This is a genomic window from Rhizobium brockwellii, from assembly GCF_000769405.2.
In the GTDB taxonomy this organism is placed as follows: domain Bacteria; phylum Pseudomonadota; class Alphaproteobacteria; order Rhizobiales; family Rhizobiaceae; genus Rhizobium; species Rhizobium brockwellii.
In genome coordinates this window covers 168,325-186,783 of the sequence record NZ_CP053439.1, presented here as the reverse complement: position 1 = coordinate 186,783, position 18,459 = coordinate 168,325, and the positions used below count along the sequence as shown (strand labels likewise).

At 60.7% G+C, this 18,459-nt stretch carries 17 protein-coding genes, 1 tRNA gene, 1 pseudogene and 1 riboswitch; of the genes and pseudogenes, 12 read left to right on the top strand and 7 right to left on the bottom strand.

The annotated features are described in order from the left end of the window. The first annotated feature begins 7 nt into the window (after positions 1–7). Positions 8–718 carry a thermonuclease family protein gene (locus RLCC275e_RS00930; RefSeq protein WP_033181505.1) on the top strand — a complete coding sequence of 237 codons (711 nt, stop codon included), beginning with the start codon at positions 8–10 and terminating at the stop codon, positions 716–718. A 102-nt stretch (positions 719–820) separates the two neighbouring features. Beyond that, positions 821–1,234, top strand: a complete 414-nt coding sequence (locus RLCC275e_RS00925; protein WP_012755943.1) for a tellurite resistance TerB family protein — start codon at positions 821–823, stop codon at positions 1,232–1,234. 28 nt (positions 1,235–1,262) lie between these two features. On the opposite strand, the gene RLCC275e_RS00920 is transcribed toward RLCC275e_RS00925, so the two are convergent. Then, positions 1,263–2,138, bottom strand: a complete 876-nt coding sequence (locus RLCC275e_RS00920; protein ID WP_033181791.1) for a transporter substrate-binding domain-containing protein — start codon at positions 2,136–2,138, stop codon at positions 1,263–1,265. Between the two features lie 501 nt (positions 2,139–2,639). On the opposite strand from RLCC275e_RS00920, the gene RLCC275e_RS00915 reads away from it, so the two are divergent. Continuing rightward, complete coding sequence (locus tag RLCC275e_RS00915; protein WP_033181504.1) at positions 2,640–4,631, top strand: methyl-accepting chemotaxis protein; 1,992 nt, start codon at positions 2,640–2,642, stop codon at positions 4,629–4,631. Between the two features lie 61 nt (positions 4,632–4,692). Here the strand turns inward: RLCC275e_RS00915 and RLCC275e_RS00910 are convergent, their stop codons facing one another. After that, positions 4,693–5,073: a VOC family protein gene (locus RLCC275e_RS00910; protein WP_033181503.1), complete on the bottom strand. Its 381-nt coding sequence runs from the start codon at positions 5,071–5,073 to the stop codon at positions 4,693–4,695. A 419-nt stretch (positions 5,074–5,492) separates the two neighbouring features. On the opposite strand from RLCC275e_RS00910, the gene RLCC275e_RS00905 reads away from it, so the two are divergent. Next, positions 5,493–5,771, top strand: coding sequence for a hypothetical protein (locus RLCC275e_RS00905; protein WP_003556229.1), 279 nt, complete (start codon positions 5,493–5,495; stop codon positions 5,769–5,771). Positions 5,772–5,937: 166 nt separating this feature from the next. Here the strand turns inward: RLCC275e_RS00905 and RLCC275e_RS00900 are convergent, their stop codons facing one another. Further along, entirely contained in the window at positions 5,938–7,086 is a 1,149-nt protein-coding gene (locus RLCC275e_RS00900; protein WP_033181790.1) for a helix-turn-helix domain-containing protein, read from the bottom strand. A gap of 353 nt (positions 7,087–7,439) precedes the next feature. Between RLCC275e_RS00900 and RLCC275e_RS00895 the strand changes: the two genes are divergently transcribed. From RLCC275e_RS00895 to RLCC275e_RS00870, 6 genes and pseudogenes are all read left to right on the top strand, one after another. Further along, entirely contained in the window at positions 7,440–8,486 is a 1,047-nt protein-coding gene (locus RLCC275e_RS00895; RefSeq protein WP_033181502.1) for a UDP-glucuronic acid decarboxylase family protein, read from the top strand. Beyond that, positions 8,486–9,472, top strand: coding sequence for a UDP-glucose 4-epimerase GalE (galE, locus tag RLCC275e_RS00890; RefSeq protein ID WP_033181501.1), 987 nt, complete (start codon positions 8,486–8,488; stop codon positions 9,470–9,472). Before RLCC275e_RS00895 ends, galE begins: the two co-directional genes overlap by 1 nt. Further along, complete coding sequence (locus RLCC275e_RS00885; RefSeq protein WP_033181500.1) at positions 9,469–11,376, top strand: glycosyltransferase family 2 protein; 1,908 nt, start codon at positions 9,469–9,471, stop codon at positions 11,374–11,376. The genes galE and RLCC275e_RS00885 overlap by 4 nt, the downstream gene beginning before the upstream one ends. Beyond that, positions 11,369–12,328, top strand: coding sequence for a glycoside hydrolase family 26 protein (locus tag RLCC275e_RS00880; protein ID WP_438269880.1), 960 nt, complete (start codon positions 11,369–11,371; stop codon positions 12,326–12,328). The genes RLCC275e_RS00885 and RLCC275e_RS00880 overlap by 8 nt, the downstream gene beginning before the upstream one ends. Positions 12,329–12,346: 18 nt before the next feature. Then, positions 12,347–12,856, top strand: coding sequence for a DUF995 domain-containing protein (locus RLCC275e_RS00875; protein ID WP_033181498.1), 510 nt, complete (start codon positions 12,347–12,349; stop codon positions 12,854–12,856). A 57-nt stretch (positions 12,857–12,913) separates the two neighbouring features. Further along, a pseudogene (locus RLCC275e_RS00870) lies at positions 12,914–13,182 on the top strand (hypothetical protein). 5 nt (positions 13,183–13,187) lie between these two features. On the opposite strand, the gene RLCC275e_RS00865 reads toward RLCC275e_RS00870, so the two are convergent. The 4 genes from RLCC275e_RS00865 to RLCC275e_RS00850 form a co-directional block, all read right to left on the bottom strand. Continuing rightward, positions 13,188–13,820: an imm11 family protein gene (locus RLCC275e_RS00865; RefSeq protein ID WP_130707167.1), complete on the bottom strand. Its 633-nt coding sequence runs from the start codon at positions 13,818–13,820 to the stop codon at positions 13,188–13,190. A gap of 146 nt (positions 13,821–13,966) precedes the next feature. Continuing rightward, positions 13,967–14,662, bottom strand: coding sequence for a DUF4274 domain-containing protein (locus RLCC275e_RS00860; protein ID WP_033181497.1), 696 nt, complete (start codon positions 14,660–14,662; stop codon positions 13,967–13,969). A gap of 461 nt (positions 14,663–15,123) precedes the next feature. Then, positions 15,124–15,197, bottom strand: a tRNA-Gly gene (locus RLCC275e_RS00855). 59 nt (positions 15,198–15,256) lie between these two features. After that, positions 15,257–16,351: a 2'-deoxycytidine 5'-triphosphate deaminase gene (locus RLCC275e_RS00850; RefSeq protein ID WP_018483955.1), complete on the bottom strand. Its 1,095-nt coding sequence runs from the start codon at positions 16,349–16,351 to the stop codon at positions 15,257–15,259. Between the two features lie 73 nt (positions 16,352–16,424). Then, positions 16,425–16,503, top strand: a riboswitch (SAM riboswitch). A 40-nt stretch (positions 16,504–16,543) separates the two neighbouring features. Here RLCC275e_RS00850 and RLCC275e_RS00845 point away from each other — a divergent pair. Continuing rightward, a complete protein-coding gene (locus tag RLCC275e_RS00845; protein WP_003556207.1) occupies positions 16,544–17,728 on the top strand; it encodes an O-succinylhomoserine sulfhydrylase in 1,185 nt (394 codons plus the stop codon). A 322-nt stretch (positions 17,729–18,050) separates the two neighbouring features. Further along, positions 18,051–18,443 (top strand): Co2+/Mg2+ efflux facilitator ApaG/CorD, encoded by a 393-nt coding sequence (gene apaG / locus RLCC275e_RS00840; RefSeq protein ID WP_003556205.1) that lies wholly within the window; start codon positions 18,051–18,053, stop codon positions 18,441–18,443. Positions 18,444–18,459: the final 16 nt, after the last annotated feature.

Sequence of the window (18,459 nt, the reverse complement as noted above, 5' to 3'; positions counted from 1 at the left end):
ATATTCCATGCGTCCTGCCGCCTTCATCACAGGTATCACAGGGATGGCGGTGGTGGCCGGCCTGCTGCTGGCAGGCGAAGCAAGGCTTGGCGGCGGAACAGCCGGCGAAGAGACGGCGTCCGCAGAGGAGACGGCGACGGCAGCGGCGGATGCTGCCCCCGACGCCGGCGAAGGTGCGACAATCTCGGACGACCGTGCCGAAGTGATTGCTCGCTCAGCGGAACCGGCGGCTCCGCCCTCTCCGGCGCCAGGCGACGGGGTGACATCCAAACCGGCCGATCTGCCGCAACAAGCAGAGACGGCGGCCGGGCAAGCGGCAAGTCCGACCGCGAAAAAGGCGACGGAGCTGGCGCGGCCGATGGTCGACAATGCCGGCATGCTTTCCTTCGGCGAGCGCCGGCTTCAGATTGCCGGCATCGTGCCGACGCCTGTCGACAGGATATGCGGGCCAGCGGGCCGGCAATGGCCCTGCGGCATGTTGGCGAAGACGGCGCTGCGCCTGTTGTTGCGTAACCGCAGCGTCAGCTGCGATCTCGAGACGGTGGAATGGAAGGAAACAGTAACGACTGCCTGCCGGCTCGGCACAGAGGATCTCGGCGCGTGGCTCGCAGAAAACGGCTGGGCGGAAGCAGCAGTGGGTTCGCCGCTTACGGCGGCCGCCGAAAAGGCCAGGCAGGCAGGAAAAGGCCTTTACGGCGACGACCCGCGCCGCCATTAAACCGGCAGTCATGACAGCGATCGGGCAGTCCCGGATCGGGCCGATCCCTTGTAATGGCTGTCGCCAATTCCTAATCTCGGCTGATCGAAAAAGGAATCAGAGATGAATAAGCCGCTTTCCGCCCATGATGCGCTGATCTACGTGATGGTGATGGCATCCGCCGTCGACAGCACGATGAACGACAGGGAAATGGAAAGGATCGGCCAACTGATCGGATTCCTGCCTGTTTTCCGGGATTTCGATGACGACAAGCTGATTGCGGTGGCGCGCGACTGCGCCTCGCTGCTGGCCGGGCCGGAAGGTCTCGACGTCGTTCTCGAAACCGTGCGCGACACCCTCCCCGCAAAGCTCTACGACACGGCCTATGCGCTGGCCGTCGAGGTGGCATCCGCCGATCTTTCGGTCAAGGCGGAGGAGTTGCGGCTGCTCAGCCTGCTGCGCGACCGGCTCGGCCTCGACAAGCTCACCTGCGCGGCGATCGAGCGCAGCGCGATTGCCCGCTTCCGCAAGGGCTGAATGCATCAGCTTTGGACTGCTGCATAATTCAATAAAGCCCGTAGGGGAAATAACGCAGATAGATTTCCTGGAGGCGGCCGTTGCGCGACAGCGTGGCGAGCGCGTGGTCGATGGCTGATGTCAGCACGCTGTCCTTCTGCCGCAGCATGATCGTCATGCCCTCGCCGAGGAAATGCTCGGAGAGATAGGGGCCGTCGAACAGCGCGCAGCATTTGGCTGAGGCCGGCGAAGAAACCCAGAAGGAAAGCTGCAGCGCATCGGCAAAGGCGGCATCGACCTTGCGATCCTTGAGCGCCGCAAGCAGGGCGTCCTTCGTGTCGAACGGCTCGGCCTTGAGCGTGGGGAAAAAGGCTGCCAGCATCGACTCATGCACCGTCCCCCTGACAACACCAACCGGGTGGCTGGAAAGGGCTGAAGCCGTCCTTCCGTCGAGCGGCACGGCGAGATTGCGCACGAAGCGCGCCGGCAGCATCAGATAGGGTCTGGAAAAGACGAATTGCCGGCGGAGTTCCGGCGTCACGGCAAAACCGGCGATGACGGCATCGCCCTGCGAGGCGGCGAGCGCATCCCTGAGGTCGGCGAAGGGGAGTGCCTGGATCTGGCACTTGTCTGAAATCTCCAGCTCGCTGCAGATTTCGCGGGCGAGGTCGACATTGAAGCCGGAGAGCTTGCCGTTCTGATCGGTGAAATTGAAGGGCGGGAAATCGACCGACGTCAGGAAACGCAAGCGGACCAGCGAGGAGAGATCGGGTCTCGCAAGACGTTCGCGCGCATCGAAGAGCAGCGGCAGCGAGGGCGACGCCTGTTGGGCAGATGCGGCAAAACTCGAAAAGAGCGCGCCGAGAAACAGGCCGAGCGCGAAAAAACCCTTCAGAGTCAGGGATGCCAGCTTGGATTGCATCATCGTGATCTTGGTCTCTGGGTTAAGCGCGAAGCGTGCGGCGTCGGCAAGATGTATCAGAGTCATGCCTGGCGGGGAATATGCGTGGGAGTAAGGGCCGCGGATGACGGTCACGAACTCATCGGCCTCGTAGCAGCGCGCCACCCTCTGACGCACCTCTTCCTGAGGTGCGGAGGCCAAGGGCCGGAGCCTCGAAGGACACGCCGCAACGCCGCTCCTTGCAGAGATCCGACGCCGTAATGCCCGCCATGGCAACGTACCCGAGACGACAATTCAGCCCTTAAAAATCACAGTCATCCATCACCCTCGTGTTAGCGCGGAATTAAAGAATATCGCCTCTTATTTGTTGCGACGACATCGGACCCCGCCAGCCGATCGCATGATGCAAGCGTCAGCCCAAACGTAATCCCTAAACCGCGATATTGAAGCAGCACTTTTTCTGCAGCAATTGATTTCAAAAGCACCGGGCGCGCGAGCACGCCCAGTCAATCGGGTGACATTTCCATGCTGAAACATTTGAAAATCCGCACCAAAATCATATCGGTCGTGGCGCTCCTGGGGCTGATCACCATGGCCGGGCTGATCTACGTCATTTCCGAGTTCCGCCGAGCGGACGCTGCCTACAGCGCTTTCATCGATCATGAGGCGCAGGCCTCGATGCTGAGCGCGCGCGCCAGCGCATCGGCGGTGGCCTCGGTGTTGCAGGTCACCCTGCTTGCCGACATGAAGCCCGATACGCCGGCATTCCAGACGGCGCTCGCCACACCGAGCAAGCTGCCGCAGGCGCGTGACCGCATGAAGCAGGCGCTGGCGCTGGTGCCCAGCCGCAAGCCGGCGATCGATGAAATTCAGGCGGGCATCGATGAGATCGAAACTCTGGCGAACAAGATCATCGAACAGAGCAAGGCCAAGGACAGCGCCGGTGCGCTTTCGAATGTTGCCCTGATCAATGCCAAGCTTGATGCGCTGACGCCGAAGATGATCGCCAACAATGATGCGATGATGGCGATGCTCAACGACGGCGGCGACGCACTCTCTGCTTCCGTCAACGGGCGAATCGTCTTCTGTTTCGTGCTGATCGGTATCGCCGTTCTCGCCGCCGTCGGTTTCAGCGTGGTCGTCGCCCAGAAGGGCATCGCCGGCCCGATGACGCAGCTGCGCCTGCGCATGACCCGGCTTGCCGAGGGTGATACGACAAGCGATGTCAGCGGCCTCGACCGCGGCGACGAAGTCGGCCAGATGGCAAAGGCCGTTTCGGTCTTCCGCGACAATGCGATCGAGCGCGCCCGGATCGAAGCGCGCGCCGAAACAGACCGCGACGTCAGCGACAGCGAGCGCCGCGACCGCGAGGCGCAGAAGGCCCGCGAAGCATCGGAACTCGACCGCGCCGTCACCGCGCTCGGCGACGGCCTGCGCCGCCTTGCCGCCGGCGATCTCGCCTCGCATATCGCCGAACCCTTCGTCGCGCATCTCGATGCGCTGCGTGAGGATTTCAACAACTCGGTCGAGAAGCTCAACGAGACCCTGCATACGGTCGGCGCCAATGCCCGGGCGATCGGTGCCGGCGCCAACGAGATTCGTTCCTCCGCGGACCAGCTTTCCCAGCGGACGGAACAGCAATCGGCCTCCGTCGAAGAAACGGCAGCGGCGCTGGAGGAGATCACAACGACGGTGCGCGACGCCGCCAAGCGGGCCGAGGAGGCAAGCCAGCTCGTCGCCCGCACCCGCCTCGGCGCCGAGAAATCCGGCGAGGTCGTCCGCAAGGCGGTCTCCGCCATGCAGCAGATCGAGAAGTCCTCGGGCGAAATCTCCAACATCATCGGCGTCATCGACGACATCGCCTTCCAGACTAATCTTCTGGCCCTGAACGCAGGCGTCGAAGCTGCCCGTGCCGGCGATGCCGGCAAGGGTTTTGCCGTCGTCGCCCAGGAAGTGCGCGAGCTCGCCCAGCGCTCGGCGAAGGCCGCCAAGGAGATCAAGGCGCTGATCAGCACCTCCGGCTCGCATGTGCAGACCGGCGTCTCGCTGGTCGGCGAGACCGGCAAGGCGCTCGACGCGATCGTCCAAGAGGTGCAGGAGATCAACCAGCACGTCCACGCGATCGCCGAAGCCTCCCGCGAACAATCGATCGGGCTGCAGGAGATCAACACCGCCGTCAACACCATGGACCAGGGCACGCAGCAGAATGCGGCGATGGTCGAGGAATCGACAGCCGCCAGCCATAACCTGGCAACGGAAGCGGCAGCGCTCAACAATCTGCTTAGCCAATTCAGGCTGACCGGCACCGGCGGCTTCACCACGAGTGCGCCAATCGCCGCAGCACCACGCGCTGCCGCCCGCCCGGCAACCAGGGCAGCCCCGATCTGCGTCGCCCGCGAAGGCACCGCCCGCCCGGCCGCCTCGCCGGCCCGCGCGCTCGGCCAGAAGATCGCCAACGCCTTCGGCGCCGGCAGCAGCACATCGCCGAGCCAGGATCCCGACTGGACGGAATTCTAAGCCGGCCAAAACAGGCATTGGCAAGGGCGGCTTCGGCCGCCCTTTCCTTTTTGGGTATCGTCTAACCCGGCCGCCAGCCGATCTCGACGAGGATGTTTCCGGGCGCCGTGCAATAAAACAGCCAGCCGCCGCGCATGGCGGCCGGCGGACCGGACAGGTCAGCACCGGTGGCCGCAAGCCCGGCATGGACCGCATCGACATCCGCCCTTTCGGGCAGGATGAAGCCGATGTGATAGGTCTGGCGTCCCATCTCCACCTGATCGGCGGTGCCGAATTTTGCGATTGCGTGGCTGAGGACGATTTCGAGGCCGGTATCGTCTTCCAGGATCGCGAGGCCGTTCTGACCGCGCATATCCTTAAGCTTCAGACCGAAATGGCAGATGAAGAAATCCGCCGTGGCAGCGATGTCGGGAACGTGGAAATCGAGATGGTTCAAGCGCATGACAGTCTCCGTTCGAAAAAATCCCGGGACTGCTTTTTGCCGTCTCCGCACGCCGCCGGGATCCCGCATCTTCATGCGGATCACGTCGCGGGTTCTCGTGCCATGGCACGGAGCAGAGCTTCCGTGAGAGCGCTCTTGACGCTTTACGGAAGGGACCGGGCTTACCTCAACCGATCCTGCCTTTTTCGACGATGCCGATCTAGCAGACAGCACCGGTTTCGGCAATGGATGCGTCGGCGCATCTGGAGGAACGGGATTCTCACCCTAATATCCATAGGTGATGTTGCGTCCGGCCGCTCGATCACGACGTCCCCGGGAATGCTTCCCAAAGGATTGAGGAGCGGCATGGGCATTTGTGTCGTGAACTCTCTCCGGCAAGGCGTAGAGTGACACAATTCACGGCATTGGGAGGGATGGATATGAAACCTGCAATCATCGGCCTCGTCGGCACGCTCGTTCTCGCGGGATGCAACACCGTCAGCTACAGCGGCCCGGGCCTCGAACCCATCCCGGGAAGCATCACCTATAGCGGCCAACCGCGCACCAAGCTCACCAAATCGCCGGTTGGTTCCGCCTTCCCGCATGATTTCATCGACCAATACGGCCGGCAAGTGGAAGAAACCTACATCATCCAGCCCGACCGGAGCCTGATCATCGCGCATCGGCAATACAAGCCGATCCGGTTCTTCGGGGATTAGAGCCTTTCCTGGTCGGCGTGGTTTGCGGGAGATGGAGCGGGTGAAGGGAAATATTCCCTCAATTGCGAACGGAGGCCATGGGTCTGGATCAAGTCCGCTGTGTCTTCGGCAAGCGCGTCGACCGCCGCTGAACGGACTTCGAGTCCGGATTTCAGCCCGAGCCGGGTCAACTCGTCAGGGCCAGCCAATCACCGATCGTTTTTCCGTAACGCCGCGTCGAGCGGATGGCCGGAGCCGGCCGCTGTTGGGTTGCCATCGTCCTTCGGATTTCACGCGGGCTCAGCCCGAATTCGTGGATGAAGGCGCGCGTAAAATTGGCGGCGACCTCGAAACCGGCGGCTTCTGCGATTTCTGAAATCGGCCTGTGGTCGGCCGAATTGCTGAGATCCGCATAGGCCTGCAGCAATCGCCGCTTGCGAATATAATTGAGCACGCCCCCGTTCGCCTCAAACAGCTGGTAAAGCCGCGTACGCGAAATCCCCAACGCGCGGCACATCATGTCCGGTGTCAAGTTTTCCGAATGGAGATTGACGTGAATGTAGCGGTGCGCCCGCTCCATCAGTCCCACGTTGGTCTGGTTTTGACCTGTATCAGTCCTTGTGGACGACGCGGCGCCCGCAACGACCATATCGCCGATGGTTTGGATGATCCGGGGCACTTCCTCTATCGTCAGATTCCCGAGGTTCGTTTCGAGGCCCGTGAGATAGCCCGTGAGCAACTCGGCGTGGCTGCCCGAAAGAACCGTGTTGCCGGCGCTCTGGAGAAGGCTCGCATCGCGAGCCAGCAGCTCATACGGCAGGAACACGAGCAAAGCTTCGGTATCGGTCATCCGTCCGCGATAGGGGCTGCCGAGAGAGATGAAAAGTATCTCGCCGGCACTGGTCTCGGTGACACGACGGTTGACCTCGGTCCAGGCTTGGCCGCTGCGCTGCAGGCCGACGTTCCAATGGTCGATGGGGCTCGATCGAAGCATGGCCTGATCGCGGACATATCTGTGGGCATGCGCGCGCTGCTGGACGATCAGGATATCGCCGAGATGCCAGCCGATCTGCTCCGCGAGGAACCCGTCTTCCGGTGATTTTCCCTCCGGCAGATGAACATCCACGAGCGGCGCCATATGTGCCCGCCAGGCCTGGAATTGTTCTGCCGGTGGCAGGTCCTGCGTCGAGAATCGCAGCGGCACGAGTGCAGGGGAGGCGTGGGGCGGGCGTTCCTTGCGCATGGCCGGTTCACGCGGCCAGCGCCGCCGCTCCATATGCGCCGGCCGTTCCTGTTCCGCGGCAGGATCATCGTCGGATTCAGACCCTTTAGCCATCCAATTCCTCCAGCGCATAACCCAATCCGAGCCATGGAAATTGAGAAAAGCAATTGTTTTGCGGCTGAAATCTCCGCAGAACTCCGTCTGAAAAAGCGGAATTGCCCGAAGATTCTCCTCCATAAGTTGTTTACCATACACCTTTTCGCTCTGAAATGTACGGAGCGATAATTTCCAGGACGTGAGGATAACGACAATTGCCTTTCTTAGCTGTATCTAAATAAGCATCGGTTCATTCCAAAAGAAAAACCGGACGAATAAAATATTCGCATGATCGAACGACTTGGTTTCGCGAGATGTCGAAGTAAAGATCGAAGATCCCATAGCAAAATCTGAAAACACGGGAGGTAGTCGTGAACTATCTTGGCAGGATTCGTGCGCGCTCTGTACAAGCTTCGGCTCGTGATACAAATTATTCATCCGGAATATCTCGCGCTCCCAAGAGAGTTCTTGTCACCGGCGGTGCGGGTTTCCTCGGATCGCATCTGTGCGACACGCTTTTGGCCGCCGGACACCAGGTGATCTGCCTCGACAACTTTTCCACCGGCATGCGGCGCAATATCGTCCATCTGAAGCGAGTCGATCGCTTCAATGTCGTCGCCCACGATATCGTCCACCCGCTCGATCTGGAAGTCGACGAGATCTATAACCTCGCCTGCCCGGCATCGCCCCCGCATTATCAGGCCGATCCGATCCATACGACAAAGACCTGCGTGCTGGGCTCCCTCAACCTTCTGGAGCTGGCCGCGCGCACCGGCGCACGCATCCTTCAGGCATCCACCTCCGAAGTCTACGGCGACCCGAACGTCCACCCGCAGGTCGAAAGCTACTGGGGCAACGTCAATTCGTTCGGGCCGCGCTCCTGCTATGACGAGGGCAAGCGGTGCGCCGAGACGCTGTTCTTCGACTTCCACAACACGCACGGCGTCGAGATCAAGATCATCCGCATCTTCAACACCTACGGCCCGCGGATGCGTCCGGACGACGGCCGCGTCGTCTCGAATTTCATCGTCCAGGCCCTGACGGGGCAAGACATCACGATATATGGCGACGGTTCCCAGACCCGCTCGTTCTGTTTCGTCGATGATCTCATCGGCGGCATGGTCCGCATGATGGCCTCGCCGTCGTCGCTGACGGGGCCCGTCAATCTCGGCAATCCGGGCGAATTCACGATCCGGGAGCTGGCCGAGCAGGTGATCGCATTGACCGGTTCCCGGTCGCAAATCATCCATCGCGCTCTGCCGGTTGACGATCCCCGTCAGCGTCGCCCCGATATTTCGCTTGCCATGCAGGAACTCGACTGGCGGCCGAAGATCGACTTGTCGAGCGGCCTGCGTCAGACGATCGACTATTTCGATGGCGTTCTCACCCGTCCGGCACGCGAGCTGGAGGCGGTCTGATGGATGCGCCCCGGGTCCTGGTCACGGGCGGTGCCGGCTATATCGGCAGCCACACGGCCAAGCTCCTCCGCTCGGAGGGGATTGAGCCTGTCGTCTACGACAATCTCACGACCGGAAACCGTTCGTCCGTGCGCTGGGGGCCTTTCGTCGAAGGTGACGTCCTCGACACGTCATGCCTGATCGAGGTCATCGAGAAATATGCTCCCGATGCCGTCATCCACTTTGCCGCCTCGGCCTACGTCGGCGAGTCCGTGGAAAACCCGGCGAAATATTACAATAACAATGTCTGCGGTGCATTGTCGCTTATCGATGCCTGCCGGCAGACGGGGCTTCAAAACGTCATCTTCTCATCGAGCTGTGCCGTCTACGGCGTCCCTTCCGTGCTGCCGATCGATGAGACGTTGCCGAAGGCTCCGATCAATCCCTACGGCAAGACCAAGCTGATCTTCGAGCATATGCTCGCCGATTATGCGGCGGCCTACGGCCTGCGGTATGTTGCCCTGCGTTACTTCAATGCCTGTGGAGCCGATCCGGACGGCGAGCTTGGCGAATGGCACGTTCCGGAAACCCATCTCATTCCGCGGGCGCTGCTGGCCGCGGCCGGCCGGATTCCGCACCTGGAGATATTCGGCGATGATTACGACACCCCTGACGGCACCTGCATAAGGGACTATATTCACGTCGCAGATCTGGCGCGTGCCCATGTTCAGGCCTTCACCCATCTCACCAAAGGCGGAGCAAATCTCGCTGTCAACCTCGGCACGGGGCGGGGGTTTTCCATCAGGGACGTGCTGCGCGTGATCCAGGAAACGACCGGCTGCGAAGTCCCGGTCGTCATTCATCCACGCCGGCCGGGCGATCCGCCCAGCCTCTACGCCGACGCCAGCCTGGCCCGCGAGACGCTCTGCTTCCAGCCTCGATATTCCGACCTCGAAACCATCGTGCGGACGGCGGCTCCGTTCTTCGGACTGGAGGCGCGCGCGTGACCGAACTTGCGATTATCCAAGCGACGCATGCTCCGGAACCCTCCCACGAGCCGCTTCTTGTCCCGGTTCTGACCGGACATCGGCGGACCGAATATCTGTTCTCGGCGGCCGTATGGGCCTGCGCCTTCGCCTATTTCTGGATCTGGTGGCTGGAGCCGCGCCATCACGTCGATGCTTTCGGCACAATTACGGTGAGCCTCGTTCTTGCCTGGGTTACCGCTCTGCCGGCCTATTTCATCGTCGTCTTCTATCGGGCGGCAAGACCGAACGGTCCCTTGCGCCTGCCGGCGGGCAGTCGAGTGGCCATGGTCGTGACCAAGGCGCCGGCCGAACCCTTCTCGGTCGTCAGTGAAACCCTGCTGGCGATGCTTGCCCAGGAGGTGGAACACGACACCTGGCTTGCCGACGAAGACCCTTCCCCCGAGACTCTCGACTGGTGCTCCCGTCACGGGGTCCTCGTCTCGACCCGCAAGGGGCGATCCGATTATCATCGGACGTCGTGGCCCCGACGCACGCGGTGCAAGGAAGGCAACCTCGCCTTCTTCTACGATCACTACGGCTACAGCCGCTACGATTTCGTGGCGCAACTCGATGCGGATCATGTTCCCGCGCCCGACTATCTTTTCCAGATGCTGCGTCCGTTCGCCGATCCAAAGGTCGGCTATGTCTCGGCCCCCAGCATTTGCGACAAGAACGCTTCCGAAAGCTGGTCGGCACGTGGAAGGCTCTATGCCGAGGCCAGCATGCATGGCTCGCTCCAAGCCGGTTACAATGGCGGCCTGGCGCCGATGTGCATAGGGTCGCATTACGCGGTGCGTACCGTCGCCCTCAAACAGATCGGCGGCCTCGGTCCGGAGTTGGCTGAAGACCATTCGACGACATTGATGATGAATGCCGATGGCTGGCGGGGGGTGCATGCGCTGGATGCCATCGCCCATGGTGACGGCCCCAGAACCTTCAGCGACCTCGTGACGCAGGAATTCCAGTGGTCGCGCAGCCTGGTCATGGTGCTGTTGCGGTACTCGCCGAGCCTCGTCGGCCGGCTGCCGCCCCGGCTCAAGTTCCAGTTCCTCTTTTCGCAACTCTGGTATCCGCTTTTTGCGTTCTTTATGTTGCTCATGTTTGCGCTGCCGATCATCGCGCTCGTGCGCGGCCAGAACTTCGTGACGGTGACCTATCCCGATTTCCTGGCGCATTTCGCACCGCTTTCTATCGCTCTCGTGGTCATGGCCTATCGCTGGCGCGCCAGCAGCTCGTTTCGCCCCTACGACGCCAAGATCCTGAGCTGGGAATGCATGCTCTTTCTCTTCGCGCGCTGGCCCTGGGCGCTCGCCGGCACGCTGGCGGCGGTGCACGATTTTGTGACAGGCTCCTTCGTCGATTTCCGCGTCACGCCGAAAGGGCGGTCCGAAGTCGATCTGCTGCCGGTGCGTGTCCTGGCGCCCTACGGTTTGCTGGCGCTGATGGCGGTATTGCCTGCGCTGGCAATCGGCGATGCCGGCGCCTCCAAGGGTGGTTACTTCTTTACCATTCTGAACGCGGCAATCTACTGCGCGCTGCTTTTGGTCATCGTCGGGCGCCATTCGAAGGAAAATACTGTTGCGGCGGCCCCGCGTTTCTACCGTCCGGCGATGGCGACCGTGCTTCTTGCGCTCGTCGCGCTGCCGGGGGTTGCAACCGTCATGCGCGGAAAGGATGCGACCGAGGCACTCGCCTGGGGCAGCGGCCGCCTTCAGCTGTTCGAAGAGCGCTACGCCGCCTCCGGTGCAGGCCGGGGCGGGACCGCGCTGCGCACGATCTTCTTCAAACCACGATGGATTTCCGATCCGGAGGAGATCCAACTGAGAACGGATGCCGCTCACCCGGATGTGCGGCCGAGCGTGGAGGAAATACACAATGCATAGCCCATCCAAAATAGCCCTGTTGTCGTTAACCGGCCTGTTGCTGTCGGGAGTCGCGGTCCTGCCGACCGCTCTGGGCAGCTTTGCCGAAGGGCAGCCGCTGACGACATCGTCCATTGCGCCGCCGACCAAAATGCCGGTCGTCACGAAGGAGTCGATCACGTTCGGCGCCTATGATCCGCACGGAGATTTGGGCGCCTCGCCCGATTCGAAGATCGAACACCTCTTCCTGCCCTGGGAAGATGTCGATCTGGGCACGCTCGCCCTCGCCGATGATTATGCGCAAGCGCGTGGCCGCACCCTGCTGATCTCGGTCGAGCCCTGGACCTGGTCGACCGGTTCGCGCCAAACCTCGCAGGAACTGCTGCACAGCATCCTCAACGGTTCGCGCGATGCGAACATGGCCGCCGTCTGCTCGACTGCTGCCAAGCTGAAAAGTCCGGTCATCGTTCGCTGGGGACAGGAAATGGACGAAACCGACAGCCAGTTCTCCTGGTCGCATTGGCAGGGCGACGATTATGCCAAGGCCTATCGCCGGATGGTGGAGGTCTGCAAGGTCCACCTGAAGACGGCCAAATACATGTGGTCACCGAAGGGCAATGAGGGGCTTCAAGCCTTTTATCCCGGCAACGATGTCGTCGATCTCATCGGGCTCTCGGTCTTTGGCCTGGAGCAATACGACAGGGACAAGACTGGCCGTGACCAGACGTTTGCCGAGCACCTTGCGCCCGGATACGCCCGTGTCGCCGCTTACGGCAAGCCCATTATGGTTGCCGAACTCGGCTACGAAGGCGGCGATTCCTTCGTGCGAAACTGGGCTGAGAGCGTAACGAAACGCTATCCCCAGTTCCCGGCGCTCAGCGCCGTTATCTACTTCAACGACCGTGAAGTCTATCCGTGGCCGGACGGCTATGGCCGCCCCGACTGGCGGGTCGTCCGCGAAAGCATCAATTGAACAAGAAGGAACCTGAACATGTCCATGCTTCAAAAAATGTTCCTGGCCGTGGCCCTGACCAGCGGTATCGCCACGGCCGCGTCGGCTTCCGGAACCAATGAGCCTGCGGGGATCGAGACCGCAAAGCCGATGAGCAGCGCGGAAATCTATCGGCTCTACAACCAGAATTCCTGGATGTGGAAAGCCGGCGCCGGCTACTTCTCCGCAAAGGCGCGTCGCTTTACCGCCTGGTCGCAGGAAAATGGCTCGCCGTCCTTCGGCATGGGCCGCTGGTTCATCACGGAGACGGGTAAACTCTGCTTCAACGCCGACTGGCACGCCAAGACCGGAACGGCGACAGCAATCACCTGCTTCAGCCACCGCAAGAAGGGCGGCCTGATCTATCAGAAACGCGAACCGGACGGTGAATGGTACGTTTTCAAGAGCGCACCGGCACAAGCCACCGACGAATTCGCTAAGCTTCGCCATGGCGACTACGTGAGCTCTCAATTGGGGAGGATTGAGACGAGCGTCAGTAAGACCAAATAAAGGCGAAGCTAGGGGTTGCGCGCGGCCGAGGCGCCATCTGTTTCCTTGTAGGAGCCGATGCCTGCGCGCAACCCTTTTCATAAAAGATCACGAAGCGCCTTCAAAAGGCGGCGAACGGACGGCCCCGGCCTCGAGCCCATCCCTGGAAGCATGACCTATAGCCAGCCGCGCACCAAACTGACCAAATCACCGGTTGGTTCCGCCTTCCGCATGATTTCATCGATCAATACGGCCAGCAGGTGGAGGAAACCTACATCATCCAGCCCGACAGAAGCCTGATCATCGCGCATCGCCGTTACAAGCCGATCCGGTTTTTCGGGGTTTGAGGCCCCTATTTCGGTAAAAAGCCGACCTGTTGGAAAGAGGTGCCTTTAATACCTCTGTCTTTGCAAAGGTCCTTGAATGTTTGATCGCAAAAAATTGACCCCGCATACTCAACCAGGCGGAAGAGCTGCGTGCCCTTGAGGACATCAGGCAGAAAATGCCAGTCAGCTCCGCCCGATATCATATAGCCGCCCCATTGAGTGACGCGAATTAAGGGGGAACTCTCGACATCCACTGCCTTGCGGTATGAATCGACAACGCTGCACTGCCAGATTCTCGGGCCGGCTTTTCCATTCGAAAACTCGGTCTCGCAAAGCAGATATTCGCATGACATTGGAGCAAATTCCTCAAGCAAGCTCTTCATTTTGTCGGAGATGAAGAGGAAATACTCTACCGCATAAATGTCTTGCACCTTTCGCTTCGGATCAAATATCAGCTTTGGCGTTTCGGCATAGTCCGGTATTCGCCACGGGCCACGCGGCAAATCGAGCATGCTACTCGGCCACGGAACGCCCAAGTGATTAAGGCCGAGGCGGCCGCTATCTGGCTGCAGCCTCTTCCGGTTCGCGAACTCCCAGCCATAATTTTCATTTGAATCGAGTATGTAAATTCCTTGAGGCTTCACCCTGGCGGTACCCACGCTTCTCTCCATTGAGACTGTCTGCACTCGTTTGTCAGCCTTCTCTTTCATTCCAAATCGCACTTGCGTGAACGTGGCGCGGGCGAACCCGAGACAGCAACAGAGCATCACCGTATATACGTGCCTGGGAGGGTCGAAGACGTAGCTCAATCCCCATCCCGCCGCAACGAATGCGATGTAAAGGTAGAACGGCGTGAAAGGCGACCTGCTCGACGCTGCTGCTTTTTTCCGACGGTGAATTGTTGCGCCGGCTGCGGCATCTTTCCTGGAGGCTGATCCGCCCCCATCGCTTCTGCTGGAATTAGTCCGGAACCTGTCCCGAGCCCGGCAAAGAGCTTTCTGAGCTCTTCCGATTTATCGGGATCTTCTTCATCCGAGATGCGAACTGCGCGATGCCCAAACGGCGGCACTAACGCCTCAGGTAAAGTCCAGGGAAGATTGGAAGCCTTATGGTCGTGCGCAAACTCTCGAAGCAGTTCGGCTTCTTCAAGTGTCGAGCTGTCCACCTCTTCGCCTTCTCGCGGCTCCTGCCCGCCATAAAAAATCTCCGACCGGCTATAAAAACCCGCATTGACGCGGTCTATCAGCCGCTGCACCGTCATGCTGTCTTCGCTCCTGTAGGCAGAATTTTCGAGAAGGTCGAAAGGTTCTGTCCGCCAGAAATAGCTTGCGGCAGTTGCCAGATCGCAGTCCGGCTGCGTCAGGATCCACTCGAACACATCTTCAGCGAAGTCGAAGTTCAGATCTTGCGCAATAGCATGACGAGCATCGGGGGACCGGCCGGTCAACCAATCTATCATGGCCCGCTGTTCAGCATCGTAACTTTCGAATTTGCCGTCCATCGTTCTTCCCCGGAATGACCGGGCGCATCCTTAAGCCGGCACGCTGCATCGGACAATGTGTTGCAACGCTTTCCCGTATCGTCGCCGATGCCGGCTACAAGGGCCGCAACGCTCGGCCTTTCCGCATGATTTCATCGACTAATAGCGCCGGCACGTGGAGGAAGCCTATATCATCTGGCCCGACAGGAGCGTGACCATCGCGCATCGTCGGTACAAGCAGATCCGGTTTTTCGGGGATTAGGTCTTGGTCGGCGTGTAAATCTCAACTGCCGAAGTGAGGTAGTGCCGAAGGTTTCCAACTCGTTCAAGCACAGCGAGTTGCAGCTTGCTTCTCCGAAAGTCGATGGGGACCAGCTTTCACCGGTCCCCAGCAAGTTCTGCCGGAAACATAAGAAAAACTGGAAAGCCTTGGCTTAACTGGGTCGCCAGCCGCCGTTATCTAATATCGATGGATGAATAGCTGGAGCGGGTGAAGGGAATCGAACCCTCGTATTCAGCTTGGGAAGCTGCTGCTCTACCATTGAGCTACACCCGCGATGAAGCGAGATTTCCAACAGATGTGGGCCGCTGTCAAGTCGCGGCGGTCGGGAAGGCTCAGATGCGGAAGTGCTTCGAGAGTTTGAGGCCCTGGGCCTGGTAGTTCGAGCCGAGACCGGAGCCGTAGAGGCTGGCGGGCTTTTCCTGCATATGTTCGTAGACGAGGCGGCCGACGATCTGGCCGTCTTCGAGGATGAAGGGCACCTCGTGGCTGCGCACTTCGAGCACGGCACGGCTGCCGCGCCCGCCGGCAGGCGCATGGCCGAAGCCCGGATCGAAGAAGCCGGCATAATGAACGCGGAATTCGCCGACCAGCGGATCGAACGGGGTCATCTCGGCTGCATAATCCGGCGGCACGTGCACGGCCTCGCGCGAGACGAGGATATAGAATTCGTCGGGATCGAGGATCAGCTCGTTGCGGCCGCGACTGTGGAGGGGCTCCCAGAAATCGAAGAGGTCGTGCTCGGCCTTCTTGTCGACGTCGACGACGGCAGTGTGATGTTTGCCGCGATAACCGATCAGGCCGTCCTTGTCTCCGGCGAGGTCGATCGACAGGGCAATGCCGCCGCCTGATACGTTCGGCAGCTTGCTGGCGACTAGCGTCTCGCTCTCGTGCAGCTTCAACAGTTCCGGCTCGCCGAGCAGGGCCTGGCCGACGCGGAAACGGATCTGCGACAGGCGTGAGCCGCGGCGCACGACGATCGGGAAGGTGCGCGGGCTGATTTCGAGATAGAGCGGGCCGGAATAGCCTGCCGGGATCTTGTCGAATTCCTGGGCGTAATCGGTGATGACGCGGGTAAAGATATCGAGGCGCCCGGTCGAGCTCTTCGGATTGGCCGAGGCCGACATGTCGACCGGCAGCGCTAAGCTCTCCATCAGCGGCACGATGTAGACGCAGCCGGTTTCGAGCACCGCGCCTTCGGACAGGTCGATCACGTGCAGGCTCAGCCGGTCGAGCTTGTCGGACACCAGATGCGAGGGGCCTGGCATGAAGCTGGCGCGCACGCGAAAAGCCTTGCCGCCCAAGCGCAGGTCGAGGCTTGCCGGCTGGATCTGGTCGCGGTCCAGCTCCCGCTCGGAGATCAGACGCCCCGTTTCGAACAGCGCGGAGATCGCGCGATCCGCCAGAATTCCCGTTTCGCGAGCCATCATGCCTCATCCATCATTTGCCGCCGACAAAACCAAACTCGGGGAATTGACGCAAGCAGCTAACAGCAGTATTGCAGAATTATCCCGTGGTGATTTGGCCGGTCGGCTTGCAGCCACGTTAAACAAGTGGCTAAAAAGACCGGGTTGAAACCGGTCTGCTTTTGCGACCGGTTTTTTTTATGTGAAGGTGATGGCATGAGCAAGACCTGGCGCCCGGCAACCCAACTCGTCCACGGTGGCACGCTGCGTTCGCAATATGGCGAGACGTCCGAGGCAATCTATCTCACCCAAGGTTTCGTCTACGAGACGTCGGAGGCGGCCGAAGCCCGCTTCAAGGGCGAGACGGAGGGCTTCATCTATGCCCGCTACGGCAGCCCCACCAACGACATGTTCGAAAAGCGCATGTGCATGCTCGAAGGCGCCGAAGACGCCCGCGCCACGGCTTCCGGCATGGCCGCCGTCACCGCGGCGATCCTCTGCCAGCTGAAATCAGGCGATCATATCGTCGCCGCGCGCGCCCTGTTCGGCTCCTGCCGCTGGGTCGTCGAGACGCTGGCGCCAAAATACGGCATCGACTGCACGCTGATCGACGGCCGGGATCTGGCGAACTGGGAAAAGGCGATCACGCCAAAGACCAAGGTGTTCTTCCTGGAAAGCCCGACCAATCCGACGCTCGAAGTAATCGATATCGCAGGCGTCGCCAAGCTCGCCAACCAGATCGGCGCCAAGGTCGTCGTCGACAATGTCTTCGCCACGCCGCTTTTCCAGAAGCCTTTGGAGCTCGGCGCCCATATCGTCGTTTATTCCGCCACCAAGCATATTGACGGCCAGGGCCGCTGCCTCGGCGGCGTCGTGCTTTCCGACAAGGAATGGATCGACGAGAACCTGCACGATTATTTTCGCCATACCGGCCCGGCCATGTCGCCGTTCAATGCTTGGACACTGTTGAAAGGCATCGAGACGCTGCCGCTGCGCGTGCGTCAGCAGACCGAGAATGCGGCAAAGATCGCCGATTTCCTGGCCGAGCAGGGCAAGGTCGCCAAGGTGATCTATCCCGGCCGCAAGGACCATCCGCAGGCCGATATCATCGCCAAGCAGATGACCGGCGGCTCGACGCTGGTCGCCTTCGAGCTGAAGGGCGGCAAGGATGCGGCCTTTGCGCTGCAGAACGCGCTCGATATCGTCAAGATCTCCAACAATCTCGGCGACAGCAAGAGCCTGATCACCCATCCGGCGACGACGACGCACAAGAACCTGACGGATGAGGCGCGCGCCGAACTCGGCATTTCTCCGGGCACGGTCCGCCTTTCGGCCGGGATCGAGGATACCGACGACCTGATCGAGGATTTCGCCAAGGCGCTTGCCAAGGTCTCGGCCTGATCGACAGTCATGACGGCCGGATCTCACGCGGGTTCGGCCGGATCTCATCAAAGCACGTCGCGATCTTTGCGCGACATGCTCGGGGTTCGGCCGTGCTGGACCTCACCAAGGTGAGGCCGGATCTCACCAAGGTGAGACCGGGGGGGGGGGGAACAAGTTTGCCCGCCGCGGCGTTCCGAAACGGAATTAACACTGACAATTAGGCTTAACGATCGAAAACCCTTCGGATCACAGCCATTTCAGCGATGATAATTGTTCCGTTTCTTGACGGACAGGGCCTCTTATAAGATACGGGTAAGATATCTTGACTAAGGTGCAAGGCATGTATCGCGCCCTCACAAGAGACATCGAAGTTGTCGTCGAACCGTTCTATCTGGAGGAGCAATCCGATCCGGACGATGACCGCTATGTCTGGGGTTATCGGATTGTAATCAGCAACAATTCCGGCATCGCCGTTCGGCTGGTCAATCGTTACTGGAACATCACCGACCAGAACGGCCAGGTTGACGAGGTCACCGGTCCCGGCGTCGTCGGCGAACAGCCGCGGCTCAGCCCTGGCGACACCTACGAATATTCCTCCGGCTGCCCGCTCGACACGCCCTCAGGACTGATGTTCGGTCATTACCAGATGGAAACGGACGAAGGCGAGATGTTCGATGTCGACATCCCCGCCTTCTCGCTGGATTCGCCTGGGCTGCTGCGCGTGCTTAACTGAGGTATGACGCCACAGG